The sequence below is a fragment of the Fibrobacter sp. UWB15 genome, from assembly GCF_900177705.1.
GTDB lineage: Bacteria > Fibrobacterota > Fibrobacteria > Fibrobacterales > Fibrobacteraceae > Fibrobacter.
Genome location: NZ_FXBA01000001.1, coordinates 911,883 through 934,756, shown reverse-complemented (window position 1 = coordinate 934,756; position 22,874 = coordinate 911,883). Strand labels below are relative to the sequence as shown.

Here is a 22,874-nt window from a genome sequence, read left to right as displayed (position 1 = left end):
TCTAGCGCGGCGACTGAGCGCCCGTTCGAGGGGGTGCTGGAAGCCTCGGCTATGGATTGCTTCGTCGCTTTGCTCCTCGCAATGACGTGCAAGCCGAAGCGAATGTTGTTAGCAAGCGAACGAGCCACGGAATTTTCCGTCTGTGAGCAATAAGCCCCAAGCGTTAAGCGAGGGCGATTGCGAGAGAGAGGCTGTAAAGCCGATCGGTCGCTCCTTGAGCGGGTAACAACATCGCAAAGGCCATACGCATAAGCCGGGGCTGCAAGCAGGGGGACAACTGCACAAGGCGAGTATCGCAGCCATGCTCGCATGGCTATGATCGAGCCGAACAGTTGGGACTTGAACAAAGTGAAAGTCCAACCCTCCCCCCCCTTTTGTAAAATTGTCAATGATAAGTTAATTCCGGGGCGTTCCGCGGGGCTTTTCGCGATATATCTTTATCTCTGGTGTAAAAAATGTTTGGAGATTAAGATGAAAAATATCTTATTCGTTTCTTCCGTATTGGCCTTGGCTTGTACGGGTTTCGCTCAGAAAATTGTAATCACGACGAACTATACGGCGGACCCAGCGCCCTATGTCCATGGGGATACGGTTTACCTGTACACGACCCACGACGATGACAATGCCGAAGGGTTCGTCATGTACGACTGGCTGTTACACACGTCTACAGACATGGTCAACTGGACTAGCCACGGGGCTGTGGCCTCCCTGAACGATATCCAGTGGAGTACTAAGACCAATGGCGCTTGGGCCGAGCAGGTTGTGTTTCGCAATGGCAAATGGTACATGTACGTCCCCATTCACGGCAACGGCATTTCCGTCTTGGTGGCAGATAGTCCCTACGGCCCCTTCAAGGAACCTCTGAACAAGGCCTTGGTGTGGCAGCGGCAACATTGGAACGACATCGACCCCACCGTATGGGTGGATGATGACGGCCAGGCCTATTTGTACTGGGGAAATCCCGACCTCTATATGATCAAGCTTAACGAAGACATGATCAGTACTTCCGGCAATATTGTTACCTACCCCAAGATCAAGGATTACCAGGAAGGCCCTTGGCTCTACAAGCACGATAAACATTACTATATGGCTTTTGCTTCCACCTGCTGTGCCGAAGGCATCGGTTACGCCATGAGCGACTCCCCCACGGGCCCCTGGACCTACAAGGGCGACATTATGCCTCATTCCTCCCGCAGTAATGGAAACCACCCGGGAATTGTGGATTACAAGGGGAAATCATACGTTTTTGGCCATCATTACCAGCTTTGGCACCAGAAATCCGATAAAATGGGCCTTAAGTTCCAGCACAAGGAACGCCGTTCTGTTGGCGTTGCCGAGATGAAGTATAATGCCGACGGAACCATCCAGAAGATTGAGTGGTGGCCGGATAATGGTGTGGCCCAGCTGGAAGATTTTGACCCGTACAAGCGCGTGGAAGCGGAAACCATGTCGTGGGGCGAAGAAGTGAGGGTCCGTAAGAGCGGTGCTGCCGGCAATACGGTCATCACCAATCTTACCGAAGGCAAGTACACCAAGATTAGCGGCGTGGAATTCGGTGACGCCGGCGCAGAATCCTTCTCGGCTTCCGTTTTGAGCGTTAAGAGGGCATCCTCCGTTACGGTTCGCCTGGACAAGGTGGATGGCCCCGTGGTTGCCAAGGCTGAATTCAGTAAGGACGGTCTGGTGACCGTGCCTGCCGAAGGTGCAGTTGGCAAGCATGATGTATTCTTCATGTTTGCAGGTGATTTCGAAGCCGATTACTGGGAATTTGAAGACAGCAAGACCGCAGTTCCTCAGGGGCCGTTCTGCAAGGCGAAACTCAGCGACCCCGAGGCAAAATGCGACGCGCCGGTAGTGGGCGCGAAGGTCGAGGGCACGGCCAACTTCATCGACTTCGAGAACTACGACGTGGGCGGTGCCGGCAAGGCCTACTACGACATGGATACCAAGAACCAGGGCGGCGAATACCGCGAAGACCGCGTGGACATCGTGAAAAACGGCGACGGATTTGCCGTGGGCTACACGCAGAAGGGCGAATGGCTGGAATACACCGTGAACGTGCAGGCCGGCGGGAAGCTCCCCTTCGAGCTCAGCTACGCGAGCGGCATGGACAACACGGGCGTGCGCCTGTTCATGGACGACGAGCCGATTACCGACACGCTCGCGCTCACGGGCACCGGGGATTTCGACACCTACGGCACCTTCAAGGGCACGACCACCAAGGAACTCACCGAGGGCGAGCACGTGCTCAAGGTGATGGTGACAAGCGATTACGTGAACCTCGACTGGATTGCCTTCGGTGAAAGCGAAGGCAGCGCTGAGGATATCAGGAACGGGACCACGGGCATCGTGCCGAAAATCGCCCTAAACGGCGCCGGAGCCGCGGGCATGGCAAACGCTTTCGCAAGGGCCGCGGGCAGCTACAGGGTATTCGACCTGATGGGCTCCGAGCTCGGGAACATGCGTCTGAACGCCGGCGCGACGCTCACGGACCTCAAGGCCGGACTCAAGACCGCCGGCTTCGGGAGCGGCGTCTACGTCGTCCGTAACCCCGCCGGAAAGACCCTGAAATTGCAAGTCGGGGAATAAGTTCCCGCGGATCTTAAACCGCGCGCAGCCTCCCCCGCATAAAAAATCCCCGACCTCTCGTAAAGAAGGCCGGGGTTTTTAGTGTCAAAGTTTAATGCAATTTTATGCAAATTGCAGAAAGTTGAATAAAATTGCAGTATTTTTATTAAAAATTATTGCTTTTTGCAGTCAATAAATGTACATTTGTAAGGTAACAAAGGAGCATTATATGGCACAGGCAACGATATCCGCACGCATCGACAGCAAGGACAAAGAAAGCTTTGACAAGTTCTGCAGCAATGTGGGGCTGTCCACTTCTGCCGCCATTTACATGTTCGTGAAAAACGTCATCAACGAGCGCCGCATCCCCTTTGAAGTCCGCGAACCCTCCCCCCGCTACAACGCAAGCGACATCGAAGCCCTCAAGAAAGGCATCGAACAGCTCAACGCCGGGAAAGGTGTTGTTCATGAACTCAGCGAATTAGAGTCAATGGAGAACGACTAATTGTTCATTGACATCCTTTCGTGCAAAGGTCATTACGAAGACGTTTGACGATTAAGTCGGCTTTTTGATTATATCCCCAATGAATATTGGGAGTTTTATATATCAAAAGCCGACTTTTTTTGTTTATAGGAGTAAAAAATGGATAAAAAAGAAGAAAAAGGTGAAATTGTGCTCTACCAGCCGGATGGCGAAGTCCGGTTGGAGGTTCGTGTTGAAAACGAGACCGTATGGCTGAATCGTCAACAATTGGCGCTATTGTTCAATCGTGACATTAAAACGGTAGGTAAGCATATCACAAATGCTTTGAGGGAAGAATGTCAAAATTCAGTTGTCGCAAAATTTGCGACAACTGCCGATGACGGCAAAATTTATCAAGTTGAGCACTATGATTTAGACATGATTTTGTCTGTGGGTTATCGTGTAAAATCGGCAAATGGTATTAAATTCCGCCGCTGGGCAAATCAAGTGCTCAAAGACTATATGCTCAAAGGGTACGCCGTAAACCAACGAAAAATTGCAACAGACTTGCAAATTGTAGACCGTTTGCATGAGCAGCGGCAGCTAATTGAGGACCAAAATGTAAAAATTGAAGGTGTGGAAAAATCCATAGCCGAACAGGATTCCCGCCTTTCTGCGGTCGAACAACGCATCGATTTCTTCGTCAAGGCTTCGCAAACTCCTACAGGAGGCATACTTGCGACTGGAACACGTTTTGACGGGCTCGTTTTAATTGCTGATCTCGTGAAGTCGGCGAAGCGTTCTGTAGTTTTTATTGACCCGTATGCCACAATCGAAGTACTGAAATTTGCGGCGATGCGTATGAAGGGCGTCAAGGCCGTTATTTATTCTCCAAGAATCACTCCCGAATTCAAGGAGGCTGTAGCCTTGCACAAAAAGCAATATCCTGACCTAGATTTAAAGACGATGCGGACGATTCACGACCGGTTCCTGCTGATTGATGACACAGTCTATCACTTTGGGGCTAGTTTCAAAGATATGGGCAATGAAATGACCGCTTATAGCGTTCTGAACTTTGTGACCCCTGAGGAGGTTATCGAGAAAGTACAGGAAAGCACCAATGCTTGAAAAAAAACGAAAGGGGAACATCTCCCCCACGGAGATTTTTTTTTATTTGATACAGAACAGGGCGGTAGGTCGCTGCCTGAGATAAAAAAGAAAGACCAATTTGATGCCCCCAAATTTTTTGGGTGATTAGAATAATCTCTTGACAATGGGATAATCTGAAAATAGATTAGAGGTATGATGATAAAATCTACATCGACCTTTGATAGGATTATGGCGGATCCGAAGCAGAAAGGGACTTTCGAAAAGGAATATGCAAACTTTCTTCAATCAGAAATGAAACTTCAGAATGCTCTTGCCGAGGGTGAAAGATCTGCCGAACAGGGCTGCTGGCTTTCCGCTGCAGACGTTCGGAAGAAATTTTAGCCCCTATTTTGAGAAAAACTTGAAATCGCATATTGCGATATCAAGTTCAGGCTTATGCAGGACTGGGTTCGGAATTTATCAGTTTCTTGATAAATTCCGGGGCGAAGTCGACGCCGTTTGGCCATGTGATTGTGTGCGCTTGCAGCGTGAAATCCTTAAAGGTATTGTCCAGTACACATTAACCAGTACTAGAAAAATTTAGACAAGAATTGTCCGGGTTCAATGGCGGGAACGGCGGATGCCCTAAAATCATCAATATTGCGCGTAACGATTTAATCGAGTTTTAAACGGGCGGCACATTGTTGTTGCAAGCCATCTTCTAGATCTTCGGTATTCGGTTTTTCTGTAACAGTCATGAAATCCGAAGCCGTTTCAGGAATAACTGTAAAGAACTGGCAGAACATATTTACCAGCTTCAACCTTTGCTCTGCGGACATATCCTTGCGGAGAATGTAGTAGATGTCGCAAAGGGAATGTGCCGTAACAAAACCTAAATGGCTCTGCCTAATACATTCTGCGATAATTTCTTTTGACTCGAGGAAAAATGGTTCACGATGTTGAACCATGTCGAGAATGACATTTGAATCAATAAGCAGGTTCATCTAGAAATCCCTGCTTTCTTCGCGTTCTTTCTTGTAGTCAATTTCGCGTTCTACTGAACCGGCGAATTCGTCAAGCAGGGCAAGACCAGCGGCCACATTAGTCGTTGACTTTTTACGTTCCAAAATGCGGTCCAATTTTTGCCGAAGGACAACAATCTGAAACAGAGGAAGTTCTTCCACCTGGGATTCGAGTTCTGCAAAAGCTGCGTCCGACATAATTAAACCTCTTGTCTATACCAAATATACTCTTTTCTTTGCAGAAAAGCAAGCAATGGGTTTTGCTGTGTGGGGCGTTTTCAGTGTGTTTGGTCACGGGGTGGTTGTTTTGGGGACTAAAAATTCATCAATCCTTTGATGAATTTTTCGGCATCTGCGGCTTTTGCTTCGTTTTTGATTTCGGAGATGGCTTTGGAGAGTTCGGCGTAAACATCGTCCAGGGGCGTGATGCGGCCGTTGCGCATGTCGTCTAAGCCCTTTTGCATCTTGGCGTAAAAGAGTTCATCCGATTCCTCGAGTGCTGACAAACATTCCTGCTTATCGTATGACATGAAAACTTCATAGACAATAGTCTGCGAACAAATATAATTCAATTGCTATGTCAGATTATGACAAAAATGGACTTTTTCGGGGTGTTTGGGCACGGGGCGGTTGTTTTGGGGCGGGGTTAAGCATCCATCATCAAGCGAGGTTCAAGAGACTCGATCTTGTAATTTTTGCGATTGATATTCTTAGACATCTTTTTGTTCTTCTTGGACATATATAACTCCCATAGGGCTTTTCCCCAAAGCCCTTATTTTTTTTGTTAAACTTTTTGGTAGATGATTATTAAAGGATTAGTAATCCTTTACACAGCGAACACTATAGAGAATATGCTTCCCTAAATGATCATTATCCCCGAACCAAACATATTTATCTGTAATGGTAACCGCATAAGTTCCAATAGCACTAGACTCATTAGGGAGCAAGAAATACGCTTGCATCCAACTAAGTTCATACGCTCTCATTTTGAAAAGAACCGACAAACCAAGCAAATTAGCGCCAGCCATATCCAGCGGAGCCCAGTTCACTTTCGAGGCAAGACTAAGCCCCCCTCTAGACGTAAAATTTTTCCACTCATAACCGTTCATAATATGCCAACCTTCTGGGCAAATTCCCTGATGTATGCGGGTATCGCCACCAACGGTATCTTTCCAAAGAACGGAATCATATTTGGCAGGCAACCCCATTGCCTCGCTCCAGGCATATTGACCACCCCAGCCATTATTACAAAACCATTCATCATTTAAATCACAGTATTTTTCCACCTTGTTGTCATCGCGTACAAGGACACTAGTATCTATCATTACCCCGTAATTCAAATTTTGTGCAAAGGCCTCAATCACAACACCGTCAACAATATTACCATCATCATCATGCTTATGAAGAATTAAAGTTTTATACTTTTGATGGTCACGGGGATCTTCAAACTCTCCATATTTTGTATACTTTGTATCAAAAAGGCTATCCATATTGGGGTAGACCTTGGGTAAATCAACATAGACAATTGTATCTACAACCCAGTCGTTATTTTCACAACGATAATATTTTATTCCCCAATCCTTTACAACCGTATCCCGATCACCTTCGTTACAAAAAAGATACTCAGAACTACTCGACTCAACTACAGACGAACTACTATTCTTGCCACTTACAGAGCTAGAAGATTTCTCTTCAATCGAGGAAGAAGACTTATCCTTGCCGGAACTCTTTTGAGAAGACGAGGATTGGAGATCCCCGCTCGAGGCGGGGATGACTGAAGACGAAGAATCGTCGCCCGGTTCCGGCGAAACAGAAGAAGAGGATTCATCGCCACATGCTGCAAGCAGAGCTAGGAGAATGGAAAATGTCAAGAAGATGGATTGCTTCGTTACACTCGCAATGACGTAATTCATAAGACCTCCGGTAACCTCAAAAGAACCTTTTTTCCAAATTTAAATTATTAAAACAGGAATCACGTTAGTGATTCCCAACCAGTGTGGCAATAAAATCTTTCTTAGCAGGCGTCAAAAGAGATCCCGGATTCCACGTTCCGAGGACCATATCCACTAAGCAGCAAAGCTGCAAGTGGCTATTGGCAAGGCCGGGAAGACAGAGGGCAGGGGGTGTTAGGGGGCGGAGCCACCTAGGCGAGGGGGTGGAGAGCAACGGAGTGCGAACCAGGGGGATGCCTCCCCCTTCCCTTTTTCTATAGACCCTATCCCCTATCGCTACGCTCCAGGGTCCAGGGTGACAGGGAGATCCCCGACCAAGTCGGGGATGACAAGATGGTGGCGGGGATGACATCCCGCGGCAACCGTTCCATAATGAAACAAGCCTGTTTTACCCCGATTTAGGGGCTTTTGTTGTTTCAGAACGAAACAAAATGGGCGTTTTTTGCCAGTTATTAGCATTTGGCACGGGTTTTGCTTATGTATGGGCGTAAAAATCGCCCCCTTTCGGAATGATTCGCGGGCGGCAAGAATTTAAAATAGGAGATAAAATCATGGGTAAGATTATTGGTATTGACTTGGGTACGACAAACAGCTGCGTTGCCGTGATGGAAGGCGGCAAGCCGGTCGTCATCGCTAACGCGGAAGGTTTCCGCACCACCCCGTCCATTGTCGCTTTCGGCAAGAACGGTGAACGTCTGGTGGGCCACGTGGCAAAGCGCCAGGCCATCACCAACCCCGAAAAGACAATTTACTCCATCAAGCGTTTCATGGGCCGTACGGCTGGCGAATGCTCCGCTGCCGAAAAGAACATGCCCTACAAGCTGGTGGGCTCGGGTTCTGACCCGGTGCGCGTGCAGGTGGACGACAAGCAGTTCGCTCCTCCCGAAATTTCGGCCATGGTTCTCCAGACCATGAAGAAGATTGCCGAGGACTACCTGGGCCAGCCGGTGACGCAGGCCGTGATTACGGTCCCCGCCTACTTTAACGACTCCCAGCGTCAGGCTACGAAGGACGCCGGTAAGATCGCTGGCCTCGAAGTGCTGCGTATCGTGAACGAACCGACGGCTGCTGCCCTCGCCTACGGTCTTGACTCCAAGAAGAGCGAAAAGGTCGCCGTGTATGACCTCGGTGGCGGTACGTTCGATATCTCTATCCTTGAAATCGACGACGGCATGTTCAGCGTGAAGGCCACCAACGGCGATACGATGCTCGGCGGTGACAACTTCGACGAAGTCATCATCGACTGGATTAACGACGAATTCAAGAAGGATAATCCGGGCATCGATTTGAAGAAGGACAAAATGGCTCTCCAGCGTTTGAAGGACGCTGCAGAAAAGGCAAAGATTGACCTTTCTGCTACGACTTCTACGAACATCAACCTTCCGTTCATCACTGCTGACGCTTCTGGTCCGAAACACCTCGACCTCACCCTCAGCCGTGCAAAGTTCGACCAGCTCACCGCTCACCTCGTGGAACGTTCTATGGAACCGTGCCGCAAGGCTATCAAGGACTCTGGTCTTTCCTTGAGCGAAATTGACGAAGTGATTCTCGTCGGTGGTTCTACCCGTATCCCGGCCGTTCAGGAAGCTGTGAAGAAGTTCTTCGGCAAGGAACCGAACAAGACTGTGAACCCGGACGAAGTGGTGGCTATCGGTGCCGCCGTCCAGGGTGCCGTGCTTAGCGGCGACTCCTCCGTGAAGGACGTGTTGCTCCTCGATGTGACCCCGCTTTCTCTGGGTATCGAAACCCTCGGTGGCGTGATGACCAAGCTCATCGACCGTAACACCACGATTCCGACCAAGAAGAGCCAGGTGTTCTCTACCGCCGAAGACAACCAGCCGGCCGTGACGATTCACGTGCTGCAGGGCGAACGCGAATTTGCCCGCGACAACCGTACGCTCGGCAAGTTCGACTTGACCGACCTCCCGAAGAAGCCGCGTGGCGTGCCGCAGATCGAAGTGACCTTCGATATCGACGCGAACGGCATCGTGCACGTGTCTGCCAAGGACAAGGAAACCGGCAAGGAACAGTCCATCAAGATTACTTCTTCCAGCGGCTTGTCTGAAGACGAAATCAACAAGATGGTGAAGGATGCCGAAGCCAACGCCGCCAAGGACAAGGAACAGCGCGAACTGGTGGACATCAGGAACCAGGCCGAACAGATGGCTTACCAGGCCGAAGGTCAGCTCAAGGAATTTGGCGACAAGCTCCCGGCCGACACCAAGAGCCAGCTGCAGGCTGCTATCGACGATATCAAGGCCAAGAAGGACAACGGCACCAAGGAAGAGATCAAGGCCGCTATGGACAAGCTCCAGGGCATGATCAGCTCCATGGCCCAGGCCGCCGGTGCAAACCAGGCTCAGCCGGGTCCGCAGCCGGGCGCTTCTGAACAGCCGAAGAACGACAAGAAGGGCGATGGCCCGGAAGTCGTCGACGCGGAAGTGGTTGACTAACTAGTTAAAAGTAGGAAGTAGGAAGTAGGAAGGAAAATCGTTAAAATTTGCCTTCCTGCTGCTACAGACTACGTTTAACAAAATAGGATTGATTCCTTTTTTAGGGGCAATCCTTTTTGCGTAAATAAAGGTTATTGAATAAACTGTATACTGTCTACTTCCTACTGTCTACTAATGCCGAAGGCATATTATGGCTGAAAAAAGAGATTATTACGAAGTTCTAGGCGTCGGCAAGGACGCAAGTGCTGATGAAATCAAGCACGCTTATAAGAAGCTTGCTATCAAGTACCATCCGGACAAGAACCCGGGCGACAAGGAAGCTGAAGAAAAGTTCAAGGAAGCTGCCGAAGCTTACGACGTACTCTCTAATCCTGAAAAGCGCAAGAACTACGACCAGTTTGGTTTTAATGCTCCTGGTGGCGGTTTTGGCGGTGGTGGATTCGGTGGTGCTGGATTCGACATCAACGATATCTTCAGCCAGTTTGGCGATATCTTTGGTGGCGGCTTTGGTTTCAGTGGCGGTGGCCGCAGAAGTTCTCGCAAGGCTGGTCCTCCGCGTGGTAACGACTTGCAGATCAAGGTGGCTCTCAGCTACAAGGAAATCTTCGAGGGCTGCACCAAGAAGGTTCGCCTGAAACGCTACACGCCGTGTACGGAATGTAACGGCAAGGGCGGCACCGACATCAAGACTTGTGAAACCTGTAAGGGTACGGGGCGCGTGCGTCGCGTATCTGGCGGATTCCGGAGCATGATGGTTTCCGAGAGCGCCTGCCCCACCTGTAATGGTACGGGTGAAGTTATCGCGAAACCGTGTAGCAACTGCCATGGCGAAGGCCGTGTGCAGGAAACGGAAGAGATTTCCATCAAGATTCCGGCGGGCGTTGCCGAGGGCCAGTACCTGAACCTGCGTGGCGAAGGCAACTGCGGGCCTCGCGGCGGTGCCTGCGGCGACTTGCTGGCGGTGATTGCCGAAAAGCCCGATGACTTCTACACCCGCGAAGGCGACGATTTGCACTGCGAAATCAAGGTTCCGGTCCACAAGCTGGTGCTTGGCGGAACGCAGCGCATCCCGACGCTGGACGGTGGCGAAGTGCAGATCAAGATTGCGGCCGGCACTCAGGCCGGGAGCATTCTGCGCCTGCGCGAACAGGGCCTGTACCCGCTGAACAAGCGAGGCGACCGTGGAAGCCTCTACGTGAACATCGGCGTGGAAATCCCGAAGGACCTTAGCCGCGAAGAGAAGGAACTCTACCAGAAACTCGCGGAACTCAGGCACGACAAGGAAACCGCGCAGGAAGAGTCTTTCCTTGAAAAGATGAAGAATCTGTTTAAGTAGAAAAACGTCATTGCGAGCCTCAAAGAGGCGAAGCAATCCATAAAAGATTCTCCCGGACAGCAATGCCCGGGATTTTTTTTATAATTACATTCATGAACAAATTCATCGCCATCGTACTTTTAATATGCACCATCGCATTTGCGGACGAAGATGGCGTAGTCCCCGAAATAGATAGGAAAAGACAAATTGACCCCGCCCTTATTTTGGGAGGTTTCGGATATTCCTCTCTAGACAGAATTGCAATCGAAGGATTTATTTTAAATGGATTTCAGCCGTTTAAAAACATAGGCTTATATCTTGAATATTCCCCACGGCTAGATTTAAGGTTAGATGCTGATGAGCCATCTTATGGTAGCTTAAGTATTTTTGCGATTGCAGGCACGGCAAATCTAATATTGCAAGCCAATGAAGGTTACAAAGAGGAAAAAGAAGAAATATCTGTTGCCTACTACATTGTTTTCGGATCATTATGGCTTTCTTCAGGTACATCCTATTATGCTCTTTTGGGAAACAACATGATTGGCCTATCCATATTCGAAAATCATCTATTTGAATGGTGGATAGACCAAGACGATTGGGATATGAGAGAAGTTGGATTTATGGAAAGCGTCGGCCTGCAGGCCAATTTACTTTTTATGTTTGTCGGTGGCGGTGTTCAGTTCGAGGTAACGAATAGACGGCGGAATCTCGGCGTTTTCTTTCATATAAAGCTTTTCCCCATATTTTTTGAAAGATTTCCCCATGAGTGACATTTTCTAGATTCTGAGGTGTTTAACAGGGGAAAGTTTTATAGAAGAAAGTTTCTTTTGGATGGAGACACAATGAGAAAAGTGGTCATTTTGAATGCAAGCCCGCGCAAAGACGGAAACATCAGCCAAATGCTGAATATCATGGGCGATACCTTGTTCGAAAAGGGCACCGAGGTGACAATCATTGATGTCTGCAAGCTGGAATTTCGTCCGTGTATCGGCTGCATGAAATGCCGTAGCACTCACGATTGCGTGATGCCGGAGGACGATGCGAAGCGGATTTTGCGTCTGGTGCAAGAATGCGACGCCCTTGTGGTCGGTTCGCCATGCTACTGGGGCAACATGACGGGGCAACTCAAAATGCTTTTCGACCGCTGGGTTTACGGCATGATGGACCACAGCGAACGCGATTACCCGATTCCTCTGTTAAAGGGAAAGAAGGCCGTCATTGTGACGACATGCACTACCCAATGGCCATTCAACCTCATTTTCAAGCAGTCGGCAGGCACTGTCCGCGCCCTCAAGGAAATCCTTTGCTGGAGTGGATTCAAGATTGCAGGTGTGATTCAAAAAGGCGGAACCCATAAGCAAAATGGCCTTACGCCCAAAGAAATTGCCAAGTGCAAGAAGATTGCCTTGTCACTTGGTTCGCATTAAAGGCGTGAAAACGCAATCGGATTAAATTATCGGAAAGCCTTCACGATATTCCTTGATGATTTCCGGATGCGTCTTGGCGTATTCAAAGATTTTATCGCCGAGACCGTTTTCTACGAGATTGACGAGTGCCTGACTTGGAACTTCGCCGATGCTTGGGCAGGTGGGCGTGAGGGCGATGACGAGTTTTCCATCTTTATTCATGATGCGTAGCGGCCAGATGCTACAATCAAAAGGCTTGTCTTCGGGCTTCAAGATGCAGCCGCGTTCCGGGTCCAGGAAGGTGCAGGGAACTTCTTCTTCGGGGTCATTGGTTTTGTAGCCGCCAAGAATAACTTGACCGTCGCGGAACTCCCCCACCACACCGTATTCGTTAGGCTTGCTGAGTTTTTCAACGACTTCGGGCGGGAACAGCGGCGTTTCCCAAAGGCTCTGCCTGCGGAAAGAGCAGCAGAATTTGCAGGCGGCGCATTGACTTTTGGAGAGGATGGAGGATAGCATTTTTCTTTAAATGTTATGGATTCTATCGGGGTTTCACCCCTCCAGAATGACGATGTGGGACTTGTCTAATATAGTCTGCGGGTAATATGAAAGTTTCGCCTTGCGGAGTCCTTCGATGTTGATGTCTTCTTCGCGGTTGATCAAATGAGCTCCCGTAGCCCAGAGCTTTTCGGCGAATAGTTTGTTAATAATCGCGTAGCCGCCATTCACCGCATATTCGTCGATGACTTTTTCGAAATGGATATCCCATGCGCCGGGAGCAATTTCAGAAGCCATGGTCATACCGACGGGCTTGCCTTCGACATACAGCACCGCCCCTTTCATGCCGAGCTCATCGAAATGCTCAATCGCCTCCACAATAGCGCAGTATTCCGAGAGTCTGGATTTCTCATCTTCGGAGCGTTCCGCCCAGGCGGCTTCGCGACATTCGCAGGCGCATTCACAGTCGGTATCGCTGGATTCGCCCAAGGTTTCGATGTTGAGCCAGCTCTTTTCGACCGCAAGCGCATCCGCAAAGTTCGAAGGCGTAAGCGGGCGAATTTCGTAGTTCGAATAAGTCCTGTTAAATCGAGAAACGTGGTTGCGCTTTTTCTTGTACTGGTTTCCAGCCAAGGTGGCAAGGCTTTCGGCAGAATAGATGTAGTCGCTGTCGCCGCGATTTTCTGTAAAATGAAGGGGCGGTTCTGCGCCGTTCGACCCAGCTGTCTTAAAATATTCCCGCAAAATCTGTGCCCGAGGCTCGTCTACAAGGCAAAATTCCAGCGGACGGCCCGATTCGCGGGCTTCTTCGGCAATAAGCGCGATTGCCGCCGCCACATCGCCCTCTCCTAGCGGAAAGGCATAGCCCCTGCGGCTCCCTTGCCCGTTGTAATAGCGGAAAAGGAACCCATCTTGCAGCGCAATCTGTGTGCCGTACTTTTGCCGTAGCAGGAAAATGTTCGCGAAGCTTGCGTCACTGCCGGTATAACCTGAATCGGCCACGGCCTTTGCCACCACAGCCCGGTCAGAAAGCTCTGGACTCTTAAATTTTATCATCTATTAGAAAATACAATTTTTCTTGTCGCAAGGAACATTTTTTTTGCACCTTATGAATACACCCGTAAACAGGAACTTTTATTCTGCGTCGCGCTGGAGTTGCGGGATAATTTCGGCAGACCATTCTTCGAAATCACCGGCCTCGATGTGGTCGCGAGCCTGTTGCATCAAATGCAGATAGAAATGCAAGTTGTGGAGTGTTGAAAGAGTCCAGCCGAGGGGTTCCTTCGTCTTGAACAAGTGACGCACGTAGGCGCGTGTGTAGTTCCTGCAGCAATGGCAGTCACATTCCGGGTCTAGCGGGCGTTCGTCATCGGCAAATTTGGCGTTCTTGTAACGAAGCACTCCCCTGCTGGTATAAACGAGGCCATCCTGCGCGTTCTTGGCGGGCAGAATGCAGTCGAACATGTCGACGCCGCGCTTGATGAGCTCCAGCAGATTCCAAGGCGTGCCCACCCCCATCACGTAGCGGGCGCGGTCGGCAGGCAGCGAATTCGTGCAGAAATCCGCAATTTCGTACATGGTTTCAACAGGTTCGCCTACGGAAAGGCCGCCCATCGCATAGCCATCGGGAGCAATTTCCTTGAGGGCATCAATGGATTTTTGGCGGAGTTCCTTGTGCATGCCACCCTGCACAATCCCGAAAAAGAATTGCGGATAATCGTGAACCGGCGGGTTCTTTTCAAGCCAATCCTTCGCGCGCTTTGTCCAGGCGAGCGTGTAGTCCAGCGAGTGAGAAGCCTCCTCAACGGTGCTCGGATAAGGCGTGCATTCGTCAAAGGCCATAATGATGTCGGCCCCGATTTCGCGCTGGGCCTTCATCACCGATTCCGGTGAGAACAAATGATGCGAGCCGTCCAGATGACTACGAAATTCTACGCCCTCTTCGGTAATGTGGCGAAGGTCTTTGAGGCTCCAGACTTGGAATCCGCCGCTGTCCGTGAGCATCGGGCCGTTCCAGCCCATGAACTTCTGCACGCCACCCGCCTCGGCAATGAGCTTGGTGCCAGGGCGCAGATACAGGTGGTACGTATTCGCGAGAATGATCTGCGCCTGCATTTCGCGAAGGTCTCGCGACGAAAGTCCCTTTACGCTCGCGAGCGTGCCCACTGGCATAAAAATCGGCGTTTCGATTGTGCCGTGGCCCGTGCGGATTCGTCCGCGACGGGCTTTGCTGCGCGGCGACTTTGCCAGAAGTTCGAATGGGTTGCGGTTTTCCACGGGGCAATCCGAAATTAAAGTTGTTCGCGGATTTTTTGTGCAAGGGCGATGCCGGCGGCGCGGGCCTGTGAAACAGAGTCGGCGGCGCGGGCGTCAAGGGGCTGCGAAACCTGAGCGCGGAGCAGACGTTTGCTAGATTCATCCCAGTAGATGCCGCGGAGCGCGAGGGTGCTTGCATCGCTAAATTCAGCAAAGCTTGCGACCGGGAACTGGCAGCCTGCATTGAGTGCCTTGAGGTAAGCCATTTCGGCGACGGCGATGGCATACGATTCGGCGTCATTGACATGCGCAAGAATTGCGTCTATGGATTGCTTCGGGCTATTGCCCTCGCAATGACGCAGCTGAGAAAGTGTTTCGATGGCGAGGATGCCTTGGCCCGATGCCGGGAGCACTTGTTCGGTGCTGAAGTATTCTGTCACTTGGTCGGCAAGGCCCATGCGCTTGAGGCCGGCGGCGGCGAGCACAACGGCGTCGAGCTCCGCAAGCTTGGAAAGTCGCGTCTGGATGTTTCCGCGGATAGGCACGTATTCCAAATCCGGGCGAAGCGCTTTAAGTTGCACGACGCGGCGAATGCTACCGGTGCCGACGCGGGCCCCTGCAGGCAAATCCATGAATTTGATACCGTCCACTCCCCCGCGTGCAATAAAGGCATCGCGCGGGTCTTCACGTTTAAGAACCGCTGCAAGCTTAAATTCGGGCAATACTTCGGCAGGCATGTCCTTGAGGCTATGCACCGCAATGTCTGCGCGGCCTTCGAGGAGCGCCACTTCAAGTTCCTTGATGAATACGCCCTTGCCGCCGAAGCTCGCCAAGGACTTGTCGAGTCGGCGGTCGCCTTCGGTCGTCATCGAAACGAGTTCATAAGTCAGGCCAGGGTTTGCCGCTGCAATCGCCTCGGCGACCAATGTCGTCTGCGCCATGGCAAGGGCACTCTTGCGTGTCGCGACTCTAAGTTTCAATTCATTCATTGTTCGCCCCCAAGCACTTGAGGAACACTTGCACATCTTCGGGCGAATTTTCGGCCTTGACCTTGTACAAGAAATCATTCGCCATCTTTTTGGCAAAACGTTCGTACATCATTTGCACACGGTGGCGGTCTTCTTCGGGCAAATCCGGCATCGAGCGCAGCAATTTTTCGGATTCTTCGTTCGCCGACTTCAACATTCTTTCGGCATGCACGCTAATCTGCTTCGAGACTTCGTCCATACGCATCCACTGCAAGAATTCCTCGATGCCTTCTTTCAGAATTTTCTGGGCAGCTTCAAGCTCGATCATGCGCAGGCGGCGATTTTCAGACACGACCTTTTCAAGGTCATCGACACAAACGTATTGCACGCCAGCAAGTTCACCAATGTTAGATTCTGCATTGCGCGGGCTACCCAAATCAATCACCAAGCGTTTGGATTTTTCTACGGTCCCAATCGCTTTCGCATATTCCTCTTTCGTGATAATCGGTTCTTGGCAAGCACTGCAAAGAATCACCACGTCGCACTTGCCGATGACCTGGTAGCGGTCTTCGTAACGCACTGGCGTGAGCACGTCGGAATACTTTTCTGCATTTGCAAAAGTCTTGCTGCTTGCAAAAATCTTGGTCGTATTTTCTTGCACGTACTTGAGCATCAAGGAACCCATTTCTCCAAGGCCCACAATGTACACCGTTCGATTTTCCAAGTCATCGAAAGTGTGCTGCACCTGTTTCATTGCCAGGAACGGAATATTGCAGCTGAGCTTGCTCAAGTTGGTTTCAGTCTTGATGCGCTTGGTGGTGTGAATAGCGCTCTGAAAGAGTTTGTTCAGGGTGTTGCCCGTTGCGTGCAACTGGTGCGCCGTTTCGTAGGCGCGGCCAATCTGGTGCAAGATTTGGTCTTCACCCATTGCCACCGAATCAAGACCCGCACATACGTTCATCACGTGGTGCGCCACCTCGTCGTCCGACTTAAAATAAAAGAATTTCGCAAAATCGTCGTAGCTCTGCCCCGCCAGTTTGCAAACGTACTGAACAAGTTCGGCATCGGACAGGTCGCGGTCAGAGGCCACGTAAACTTCAGTGCGGTTGCAGGTCGCAAGAATCAAAAGTTCATCAAAAGGAGAATTACTCAATGCATTGGTCTTGACATCCATCGGGATGTAGAACTTTTCGCGGACTGCGATTTCGGCCACCTTGTGGCTCATGCCTGCCATGTAGATTTTACGCATGGACTAAATTTAGAAAAATCTCAATAGCCGATTTCTTTGTCAATCCACTGGTAACGTTGTTTCATCCATTCGATCATGGTCTCAACAGCCTCGTCATAAGAATCGTAAGGATCCTTAAGCGCCCAGTTTTCTGTATTTCGAATTATGGGCCAACGACGATATTCGTTCTTAATCGCCTTTTCGATAATGGAGCGGTAAACAGGAATGCTGTCAATCAGTTCCTTGAAGGTTTCTCGATGTTCGTTCCAATAATTGATAGCGGCATTGTCGACTAAAGAATTGTGAACGATATAGTAATTCAGGCGGTATCTGCGAATATACCAGTCTTCAGGATTCTTGTTCTGTTCACGAGAGGCGTTCCCAAAGGCCAAATCAAAATCCCATAGCGGTCCAAAGTGGATCGGTTCTCCTTTTTTCCAGGTGAAGAAAACGCTGCGGGCGTAATTGCCGTCTTCGTTTTTAGAATATTCCTGCACCCAGTAACAGAGAAGGTAGTCGTCGATATCAATCCAGTCCTTGATTTCGCTTGCCTTATGAAGGTATTGTTCCGCCATGAAATTTTCAAAAGCGTTCAAGTGGTTTTTCAAAAGTTCTTCTGTTTCGGGTGACGGATTCTTGGGAGATTTAATGTGGTAGTAGTATCCGTTATTGTCCGTCTGAATGTAGGGCGGGTCAAATTTTTTGGAATCTTCTTTTTCGACTAAAAATGTGGTGTCATTTTTTTCAATATTGACGCGATTCTTGGCCACCTTCACCGTTTCGGAGAACAAGTATAACCCCATATATTTACGATTCAGGTAAACTTCCACAAACTGCATTTTAGGCGTATACTTGGCACCGAGCCATTCCGAAAGGCGGGTCATCATGTAGTTACGCAAATGGGTCTTGTCGCCATAATTAGCAATCAGTGCCCAATCACGATTCTTGGGCATTCCAAGGAGTTTTACTTTGTCTTTAAATTCAAGTTTTAGGCCGTACTTGGGCATTTTAAAACTGGAATTGCCGCGGCCGCGCACGGTCAGTTCGTAGACTTCGCTTTCGGGGGCTTTTTCGCCATAGATTTGCAGGTGCGAAGGAATCTCGGTTTCTCGGTCACGAACACCTGCAAAGTCTTCGGTTTCAATTACGATTCTCGGGAGTCCGGCATAAGGATACATGGAATCGTCTATAGTCAAATTTTCGGGATCATTTTCTGGTTCAGCCCAGTAACATGCGTACAAACCGATGCAACAAAGAAATGCGGCAAGTAGTTTGAACAAGTTTATTTTGCGGGCAGAAAGAATCACTTGCGGAAATATAATTCTTTTATCTGTCACACTAATGGAATTTCACTGATATGAAATCCGTTTAGGGAATAAAATTCAGAAAAAAAAATTATATTTCTGATATGAACAAATTCTTCGGGTGCATTTTATTGGTTTCTTTTGCGGCATGTTTTGCCACAGAAAATTTGCATCCGATTGCGGCCCCAGCGACGAACGTTGGCATTCAAGGGACAGTTGAATTAGACGATGACGTTTACAGCGGCGACGTGGAACTTTCAGCGGAATATGCAGTGCACCAACGCCTAAGCCTTTATGTTGACGGCGCTTTCCGTTTCTTGAGTTACAGCTACGAGTATTCCACCGAAGGCTACATTCACAATTACTGCAACCTGCACGTGAACGGCTTTAACGAGACATACGTGGGAGCGAAAGGCCTTATTCTCCCCTATTTGGGGCTGAATCTCGGCTGGCAAATCCCGCCCGGCGAAGGCTCCCAAAAGAACCGCTTCCACCGCCTGAACATAGAGCCATTTAGCTTGCTGCAGATTTCCAAAAATCTAACCGTTGGCACCGCGATTCGCTACAACACCTTCCTCGAAGACAAAAACTATAAGCCCGGCGATGAAATCGGATTCAAGGCTTCATTTGTATGGAAACCGGGTTGGAATGATTCTTTAAAAAAAGGTTGGGAATTCAGCGAAGTCATTCTTTACCAGGCACGATTCAAAGAATCTGAAAACAGGAACCTAGACAAACGCTATCGCGGCATGAAGGACAAGTATCGCGGCATGAAAATGAAATTCGATGCCATGCGCTATTTTAACATTGCTGGAATGTCCACCGGGTTCGGTCTCAATTACGAAATCCATGACGGCACTCTGTTCGGCTTCGAAACTGGCCATCGAATTGGATTCGAAATGAAAATTAGGTAATCACCTTTTTAGGCGAAAAATTCAAAGCTTGTCTTCTTGAGTTCACGCACCGAATGTAAAACTGCGTAGTCGGGTTTGCCAATGGATTTGGCAGCCTCTTTGATGTAGCGGTCTAAATCTTCGGCAGATTGCGCATGCATCATAGCATACAGCGTGTACGGAAAGCCTTCGAAAGCCGGCCGCTCGTAACAGTGCGAAATGTAAGGCTTGCTTGCAAGAATTGCTCCAGCAGGATTAACCGAGTTCCTGTCTACTGACCACTGTCTACTGTCTACTGTTTCCGCAAAGCAGACCATCGCATTAAAAGCAAAACCAGCCTCTTGATGTCTAAGAATTGCCCCGAAACGGCGCATCCGTCTTAACGCCAAGTCTTCGCGGAGTTCGTCACACGAAACATCCCAATCCTTGAACGGGGTGAGCGTATGCGGTATGTCATTGCAAGCAATACGGATACGGGCTCTGTCATTTGCGGATAAGAAGTGGGCAGGAGATTGCTTCGCCTTCGGCTCGCAATGACGTTTTTCGTCACCAATTCTGTTTGCTGGTGCGCCAGCGCCCTTCATCACCGTGTTAATCTTGAACTTCTCGGTCGCACTAAGGATATGGACATCGTGCAGTTCCGTATTCGCACAAACTTCATCGACTATCTTTTGAATCTCTGCTTCAGATTGGGCCATGACCGTAAACCACACGTTGTATTCGTGGCTGCGCACGTAATTGTGGGTAATGGCAGGAATCACATTAACAACGGCAGCAAATTTTTCTAGAGCAGAATCGTCAGCAGCGCCGGAAACGGTTGACGGCACCTTGCCCGCGCAAAGGCGTGAAATAAAACCGAGCGCCTTGGAATCATAAACTCCCCCGATGCGGCGGATTATACCCGACCGGCGCAAATTCTCGATCGCGGCAAAAACGCTCTGTTCATCGGAGCCGAGCTGTTCCGCCAACACCAGATACGGGTGTTCTTCCAGCGGGAAGGCATCCTGGATGATAGCGAGAAGATGCTGTTCAAGTTCAGTCATGTAAAACTAGAAGTGAATGGTGTGGAGTGTGAGGTGTGAAATGATTTTCATTACACATTACACATTATCCATTAATCTCTTCGTCGGTCAGGTAGCAAGCCGGGTCCTCTTCCCAGAAATCGCCCGTTACAGCCTCGGCGCGGGTACGGAAGTTTCCGTTACAGAGATTCAGGTAGGCGCACTTGGGGCAGCGTCCCTTCAGAATCGGCTTACGGTTCTTGAGGCCCGCCATAATCGGGTTCGATTCGTCACTCCAGATTTCGCCGAAATTACGTTCGCGTACGTTGCCAAGTGTAATATACTGCGTAAACTGGTCGGGGTGAACGTTTCCGATGCTATCGACGTTTCCAAAGGCCATACCGCTACGGTTACCACCATTGCGCCGGATGAGTTCCAGCACCTTCTCGGCACGGGCAGGATCTTCGCGCTTCATGCGCAGGTAAAGGTAAACGGCATCGGCGTGGTTGTCGACTGTAAGTATTTCCTTGTTGATTCCGCGCTTCTTGAAGTCGAGCGTGCGGTCAATAATCAAATCCATGGCTTTGCGGCTTTCTTCATGGTTCAAGTCGTTTTGCACCATCGCCGAGCCGCGGCCGCTGTAAACCAAGTGATAGAAGCACACGCGGTCGATATTTTCGGCTTCGAGCAAGTCAAAAATCGCATTCAAGTCTTGCACGTTGTAGCGCGTAATGGTAAAGCGAAGGCCCACCTTCTGGCCCGTAGCCACACAGTTACGGATACCGCGCAAAGCGAGCTTGTAAGCGCCTTCCTTGCCGCGGAATTTGTCATGAGTCGCTTCGCAACCGTCTAAGCTGATACCCACGTAGCCCACACCCATGTCCTTGAGTTTCTTTGCAACATCGGGCGTAATGCAGGTACCGTTCGTGCTGATTGTCGGGCGAATGCCTTTAGAGGCTGCATAATTTGCCAATTCAAAAAAGTCCGGGCGCAAAAGCGGTTCACCACCGCTAAAGAGAATCACCGGCACCTTAAAATCGGCCAACTGGTCGATCAAAGCCAAGCCTTCTTCGTGGGTCAGTTCGTTCTGGTACTTGATGGCCTCGGAACGGGCATAGCAGTGCACGCAACTCAAGTTGCAGGTCTTGGTGCAGTTCCATACCACCACCGGGCCGCGACCGGGCACAACCCCATTCTTCGATTCATGGGCTTTGGGTTCGTAACGTAGCTGATCCCCATAGTTCGGGGTGTCCATCAAGAGCTTGGTAATACTGATCATAATCAAAAACTTTTTTGGGAATGTCCCAAAGATAGAAAAATAACCCCGGAGCCCGAGGTTATTTAAAGGTTACGCAAGAAAACTTGTAGATTAAAGCTTCACAGAATCCTTAGAGATGAACTTCTTGATCTTCTTGTCACCCATCCAGAGTTTCTTGTGGCTCTGCAGGTCGGTGAGTTCGAGATCCACCTGGTAGAAAATAACGGACTGGCCGCCTTCCTGGTCAACGATGGTATTGATGGTGCCGGTCAGCATCCAGTCAGCACCGGTTTCCTGGTGGAGTTCCTTGGAGGTTTCTTCAGTAGCGTTACCCTGTTGGTCGCGGACTTCTTCACGGAGTTCGGCACGTTCGGCAGAGTTGGCAACGAAGTCAACTGCGCCAGAATTCAAGAGGGCACGTTCCATGTCCTTGATAAAGGTTTCGACGCTGATGTGTTCGTGGCTCTTGTTGCGAACCTTACCGATCACGACAGTCGGGGTACGGCCCATTTCGCCGATAATCTTTTCAATCTTGGTGCTACCCAAGCAGCCAGAAATCATTTCATCAGCCACCAAGCGGGAGTCGGTGTCGTTCCACTTACCCGAAAGGTCCGTTGTAGAATTAGTGTCGATACGAGTGACAGTCTTGCCACCGCTGCTGCAAGCGACCATGCAGAGGCTGCAACCGAGAGCGAGAATAGCAAACAATTTACGCATTAGATTTCTCCTTGAAAATTTTTTACAAATGTACAATCTTTCGCTTTGTTTGTCTATGAATTAAGCCCTTCTATAGAAATAAAAAAGACAAATAGCCTAATCTGCCTGACAGAATAAAAAATACCGCAGAGCGAAATCTGCGGTACTTTTAAATTGTCGAAGAAAATCCGGAATTACTTTTCAGCGAATTTCTTAGAAGCTGCCTTGACCTTCGGGTCGTTCTGGGCATCCTTGATCTTCTGCTTGATACCGTCTTCAATCTGCTTCTTGAGCTTGGCGGCGAGGGCGGGGAAACGTTCTTCCAGGGAATCGCTAAAGACAGCCGGTTTCTTGGGAGCGGGAGCACCCTTACGCTTGGCGTTCAGGGGGCGCTTCTTCTTGGCCGGGGCCTTCTTTTCTTGGGATTTTGTTTCCTGAGGCTTAACTTCTTCTGTGGATTTGACTTCAGTTTCTTCTGACATAATAGACCTCTTGGAAATATTG

Annotated in this window: 24 protein-coding genes; 9 read left to right on the top strand and 15 right to left on the bottom strand. The window is 49.7% G+C overall.

Going from position 1 to position 22,874, the window contains the following annotated elements:
* The first annotated feature begins 471 nt into the window (after positions 1 to 471).
* From B9Y58_RS03855 to B9Y58_RS14350, 4 genes are all read left to right on the top strand, one after another.
* Positions 472 to 2,589, top strand: a complete 2,118-nt coding sequence (locus B9Y58_RS03855) for a family 43 glycosylhydrolase (RefSeq protein WP_073054364.1) — start codon at positions 472 to 474, stop codon at positions 2,587 to 2,589.
* A gap of 208 nt (positions 2,590 to 2,797) precedes the next feature.
* Entirely contained in the window at positions 2,798 to 3,073 is a 276-nt protein-coding gene (locus B9Y58_RS03850; protein ID WP_073054758.1) for a type II toxin-antitoxin system RelB/DinJ family antitoxin, read from the top strand.
* Between the two features lie 138 nt (positions 3,074 to 3,211).
* The gene (gene rhuM / locus B9Y58_RS03845; RefSeq protein WP_073054362.1) at positions 3,212 to 4,159 is read left to right on the top strand and encodes a RhuM family protein; all 948 of its coding nucleotides are present in this window, start codon (positions 3,212 to 3,214) and stop codon (positions 4,157 to 4,159) included.
* A gap of 174 nt (positions 4,160 to 4,333) precedes the next feature.
* Positions 4,334 to 4,522 (top strand): hypothetical protein, encoded by a 189-nt coding sequence (locus B9Y58_RS14350; RefSeq protein ID WP_073054359.1) that lies wholly within the window; start codon positions 4,334 to 4,336, stop codon positions 4,520 to 4,522.
* A gap of 272 nt (positions 4,523 to 4,794) precedes the next feature.
* On the opposite strand, the gene B9Y58_RS03840 is transcribed toward B9Y58_RS14350, so the two are convergent.
* From B9Y58_RS03840 to B9Y58_RS03825, 5 genes are all read right to left on the bottom strand, one after another.
* The gene (locus B9Y58_RS03840) at positions 4,795 to 5,124 is read right to left on the bottom strand and encodes a type II toxin-antitoxin system VapC family toxin (RefSeq protein WP_073054358.1); all 330 of its coding nucleotides are present in this window, start codon (positions 5,122 to 5,124) and stop codon (positions 4,795 to 4,797) included.
* Positions 5,125 to 5,340: a hypothetical protein gene (locus tag B9Y58_RS03835; RefSeq protein ID WP_073054356.1), complete on the bottom strand. Its 216-nt coding sequence runs from the start codon at positions 5,338 to 5,340 to the stop codon at positions 5,125 to 5,127.
* A 116-nt stretch (positions 5,341 to 5,456) separates the two neighbouring features.
* The gene (locus tag B9Y58_RS03830) at positions 5,457 to 5,672 is read right to left on the bottom strand and encodes a hypothetical protein (RefSeq protein ID WP_073054354.1); all 216 of its coding nucleotides are present in this window, start codon (positions 5,670 to 5,672) and stop codon (positions 5,457 to 5,459) included.
* Between the two features lie 116 nt (positions 5,673 to 5,788).
* Positions 5,789 to 5,881 carry an LEPR-XLL domain-containing protein gene (locus tag B9Y58_RS14345; RefSeq protein WP_109639660.1) on the bottom strand — a complete coding sequence of 31 codons (93 nt, stop codon included), beginning with the start codon at positions 5,879 to 5,881 and terminating at the stop codon, positions 5,789 to 5,791.
* 76 nt (positions 5,882 to 5,957) lie between these two features.
* Complete coding sequence (locus tag B9Y58_RS03825; protein WP_073054352.1) at positions 5,958 to 7,055, bottom strand: FISUMP domain-containing protein; 1,098 nt, start codon at positions 7,053 to 7,055, stop codon at positions 5,958 to 5,960.
* Between the two features lie 590 nt (positions 7,056 to 7,645).
* Between B9Y58_RS03825 and dnaK the strand changes: the two genes are divergently transcribed.
* The 4 genes from dnaK to B9Y58_RS03805 all read left to right on the top strand — a co-directional run bounded on the left by dnaK (position 7,646) and on the right by B9Y58_RS03805 (position 12,289).
* A complete protein-coding gene (gene dnaK / locus B9Y58_RS03820) occupies positions 7,646 to 9,547 on the top strand; it encodes a molecular chaperone DnaK (RefSeq protein ID WP_073054350.1) in 1,902 nt (633 codons plus the stop codon).
* 190 nt (positions 9,548 to 9,737) lie between these two features.
* Positions 9,738 to 10,883 carry a molecular chaperone DnaJ gene (gene dnaJ, locus B9Y58_RS03815; RefSeq protein ID WP_085534757.1) on the top strand — a complete coding sequence of 382 codons (1,146 nt, stop codon included), beginning with the start codon at positions 9,738 to 9,740 and terminating at the stop codon, positions 10,881 to 10,883.
* 92 nt (positions 10,884 to 10,975) lie between these two features.
* Positions 10,976 to 11,632, top strand: a complete 657-nt coding sequence (locus B9Y58_RS03810) for a hypothetical protein (protein WP_085534756.1) — start codon at positions 10,976 to 10,978, stop codon at positions 11,630 to 11,632.
* A gap of 72 nt (positions 11,633 to 11,704) precedes the next feature.
* A complete protein-coding gene (locus B9Y58_RS03805) occupies positions 11,705 to 12,289 on the top strand; it encodes a flavodoxin family protein (protein WP_085534755.1) in 585 nt (194 codons plus the stop codon).
* A 21-nt stretch (positions 12,290 to 12,310) separates the two neighbouring features.
* Here the strand turns inward: B9Y58_RS03805 and B9Y58_RS03800 are convergent, their stop codons facing one another.
* From B9Y58_RS03800 to B9Y58_RS03775, 6 genes are all read right to left on the bottom strand, one after another.
* Positions 12,311 to 12,787: a hypothetical protein gene (locus tag B9Y58_RS03800; RefSeq protein WP_085534754.1), complete on the bottom strand. Its 477-nt coding sequence runs from the start codon at positions 12,785 to 12,787 to the stop codon at positions 12,311 to 12,313.
* Between the two features lie 33 nt (positions 12,788 to 12,820).
* Positions 12,821 to 13,822, bottom strand: a complete 1,002-nt coding sequence (locus tag B9Y58_RS03795) for a DUF2156 domain-containing protein (protein WP_085534753.1) — start codon at positions 13,820 to 13,822, stop codon at positions 12,821 to 12,823.
* Positions 13,823 to 13,900: 78 nt separating this feature from the next.
* A complete protein-coding gene (gene tgt, locus B9Y58_RS03790; protein ID WP_085534752.1) occupies positions 13,901 to 15,043 on the bottom strand; it encodes a tRNA guanosine(34) transglycosylase Tgt in 1,143 nt (380 codons plus the stop codon).
* Between the two features lie 14 nt (positions 15,044 to 15,057).
* A complete protein-coding gene (gene hemC / locus B9Y58_RS03785; protein ID WP_073054336.1) occupies positions 15,058 to 16,011 on the bottom strand; it encodes a hydroxymethylbilane synthase in 954 nt (317 codons plus the stop codon).
* Positions 16,004 to 17,239 carry a glutamyl-tRNA reductase gene (gene hemA / locus B9Y58_RS03780; RefSeq protein WP_073054334.1) on the bottom strand — a complete coding sequence of 412 codons (1,236 nt, stop codon included), beginning with the start codon at positions 17,237 to 17,239 and terminating at the stop codon, positions 16,004 to 16,006. Before hemA ends, hemC begins: the two co-directional genes overlap by 8 nt.
* Before the next feature lie 20 nt (positions 17,240 to 17,259).
* Complete coding sequence (locus B9Y58_RS03775) at positions 17,260 to 18,525, bottom strand: CotH kinase family protein (RefSeq protein WP_073054332.1); 1,266 nt, start codon at positions 18,523 to 18,525, stop codon at positions 17,260 to 17,262.
* Between the two features lie 101 nt (positions 18,526 to 18,626).
* On the opposite strand from B9Y58_RS03775, the gene B9Y58_RS03770 reads away from it, so the two are divergent.
* A complete protein-coding gene (locus B9Y58_RS03770) occupies positions 18,627 to 19,436 on the top strand; it encodes a hypothetical protein (RefSeq protein WP_073054330.1) in 810 nt (269 codons plus the stop codon).
* Between the two features lie 8 nt (positions 19,437 to 19,444).
* Here the strand turns inward: B9Y58_RS03770 and B9Y58_RS03765 are convergent, their stop codons facing one another.
* From B9Y58_RS03765 to B9Y58_RS03750, 4 genes are all read right to left on the bottom strand, one after another.
* Positions 19,445 to 20,458, bottom strand: coding sequence for an Lrp/AsnC family transcriptional regulator (locus B9Y58_RS03765; protein ID WP_073054328.1), 1,014 nt, complete (start codon positions 20,456 to 20,458; stop codon positions 19,445 to 19,447).
* 64 nt (positions 20,459 to 20,522) lie between these two features.
* The gene (gene nirJ1 / locus B9Y58_RS03760; protein WP_073054756.1) at positions 20,523 to 21,695 is read right to left on the bottom strand and encodes a putative heme d1 biosynthesis radical SAM protein NirJ1; all 1,173 of its coding nucleotides are present in this window, start codon (positions 21,693 to 21,695) and stop codon (positions 20,523 to 20,525) included.
* Between the two features lie 90 nt (positions 21,696 to 21,785).
* On the bottom strand, positions 21,786 to 22,391 hold the full coding sequence (locus tag B9Y58_RS03755; RefSeq protein ID WP_073054326.1) for a penicillin-binding protein activator LpoB: 606 nt from the start codon (positions 22,389 to 22,391) through the stop codon (positions 21,786 to 21,788).
* Positions 22,392 to 22,564: 173 nt separating this feature from the next.
* Positions 22,565 to 22,852, bottom strand: a complete 288-nt coding sequence (locus B9Y58_RS03750) for a hypothetical protein (RefSeq protein ID WP_073054325.1) — start codon at positions 22,850 to 22,852, stop codon at positions 22,565 to 22,567.
* Positions 22,853 to 22,874: the final 22 nt, after the last annotated feature.

Bases quoted from the DNA above. Each gene is read 5' to 3' on its own strand.
- B9Y58_RS03855 (WP_073054364.1), top strand. From the start codon at position 472: ATGAAAAATATCTTATTCGTTTCTTCCGTATTGGCCTTGGCTTGTACG.
- B9Y58_RS03850 (WP_073054758.1), top strand. From the start codon at position 2,798: ATGGCACAGGCAACGATATCCGCACGCATCGACAGCAAGGACAAAGAA.
- rhuM (WP_073054362.1), top strand. From the start codon at position 3,212: ATGGATAAAAAAGAAGAAAAAGGTGAAATTGTGCTCTACCAGCCGGAT.
- B9Y58_RS14350 (WP_073054359.1), top strand. From the start codon at position 4,334: ATGATGATAAAATCTACATCGACCTTTGATAGGATTATGGCGGATCCG.
- B9Y58_RS03840 (WP_073054358.1), bottom strand. From the start codon at position 5,124: ATGAACCTGCTTATTGATTCAAATGTCATTCTCGACATGGTTCAACAT.
- B9Y58_RS03835 (WP_073054356.1), bottom strand. From the start codon at position 5,340: ATGTCGGACGCAGCTTTTGCAGAACTCGAATCCCAGGTGGAAGAACTT.
- B9Y58_RS03830 (WP_073054354.1), bottom strand. From the start codon at position 5,672: ATGTCATACGATAAGCAGGAATGTTTGTCAGCACTCGAGGAATCGGAT.
- B9Y58_RS14345 (WP_109639660.1), bottom strand. From the start codon at position 5,881: ATGTCCAAGAAGAACAAAAAGATGTCTAAGAATATCAATCGCAAAAAT.
- B9Y58_RS03825 (WP_073054352.1), bottom strand. From the start codon at position 7,055: ATGAATTACGTCATTGCGAGTGTAACGAAGCAATCCATCTTCTTGACA.
- dnaK (WP_073054350.1), top strand. From the start codon at position 7,646: ATGGGTAAGATTATTGGTATTGACTTGGGTACGACAAACAGCTGCGTT.
- dnaJ (WP_085534757.1), top strand. From the start codon at position 9,738: ATGGCTGAAAAAAGAGATTATTACGAAGTTCTAGGCGTCGGCAAGGAC.
- B9Y58_RS03810 (WP_085534756.1), top strand. From the start codon at position 10,976: ATGAACAAATTCATCGCCATCGTACTTTTAATATGCACCATCGCATTT.
- B9Y58_RS03805 (WP_085534755.1), top strand. From the start codon at position 11,705: ATGAGAAAAGTGGTCATTTTGAATGCAAGCCCGCGCAAAGACGGAAAC.
- B9Y58_RS03800 (WP_085534754.1), bottom strand. From the start codon at position 12,787: ATGCTATCCTCCATCCTCTCCAAAAGTCAATGCGCCGCCTGCAAATTC.
- B9Y58_RS03795 (WP_085534753.1), bottom strand. From the start codon at position 13,822: ATGATAAAATTTAAGAGTCCAGAGCTTTCTGACCGGGCTGTGGTGGCA.
- hemC (WP_073054336.1), bottom strand. From the start codon at position 16,011: ATGAATGAATTGAAACTTAGAGTCGCGACACGCAAGAGTGCCCTTGCC.
- hemA (WP_073054334.1), bottom strand. From the start codon at position 17,239: ATGCGTAAAATCTACATGGCAGGCATGAGCCACAAGGTGGCCGAAATC.
- B9Y58_RS03770 (WP_073054330.1), top strand. From the start codon at position 18,627: ATGAACAAATTCTTCGGGTGCATTTTATTGGTTTCTTTTGCGGCATGT.
- B9Y58_RS03765 (WP_073054328.1), bottom strand. From the start codon at position 20,458: ATGACTGAACTTGAACAGCATCTTCTCGCTATCATCCAGGATGCCTTC.
- nirJ1 (WP_073054756.1), bottom strand. From the start codon at position 21,695: ATGATCAGTATTACCAAGCTCTTGATGGACACCCCGAACTATGGGGAT.
- B9Y58_RS03755 (WP_073054326.1), bottom strand. From the start codon at position 22,391: ATGCGTAAATTGTTTGCTATTCTCGCTCTCGGTTGCAGCCTCTGCATG.
- B9Y58_RS03750 (WP_073054325.1), bottom strand. From the start codon at position 22,852: ATGTCAGAAGAAACTGAAGTCAAATCCACAGAAGAAGTTAAGCCTCAG.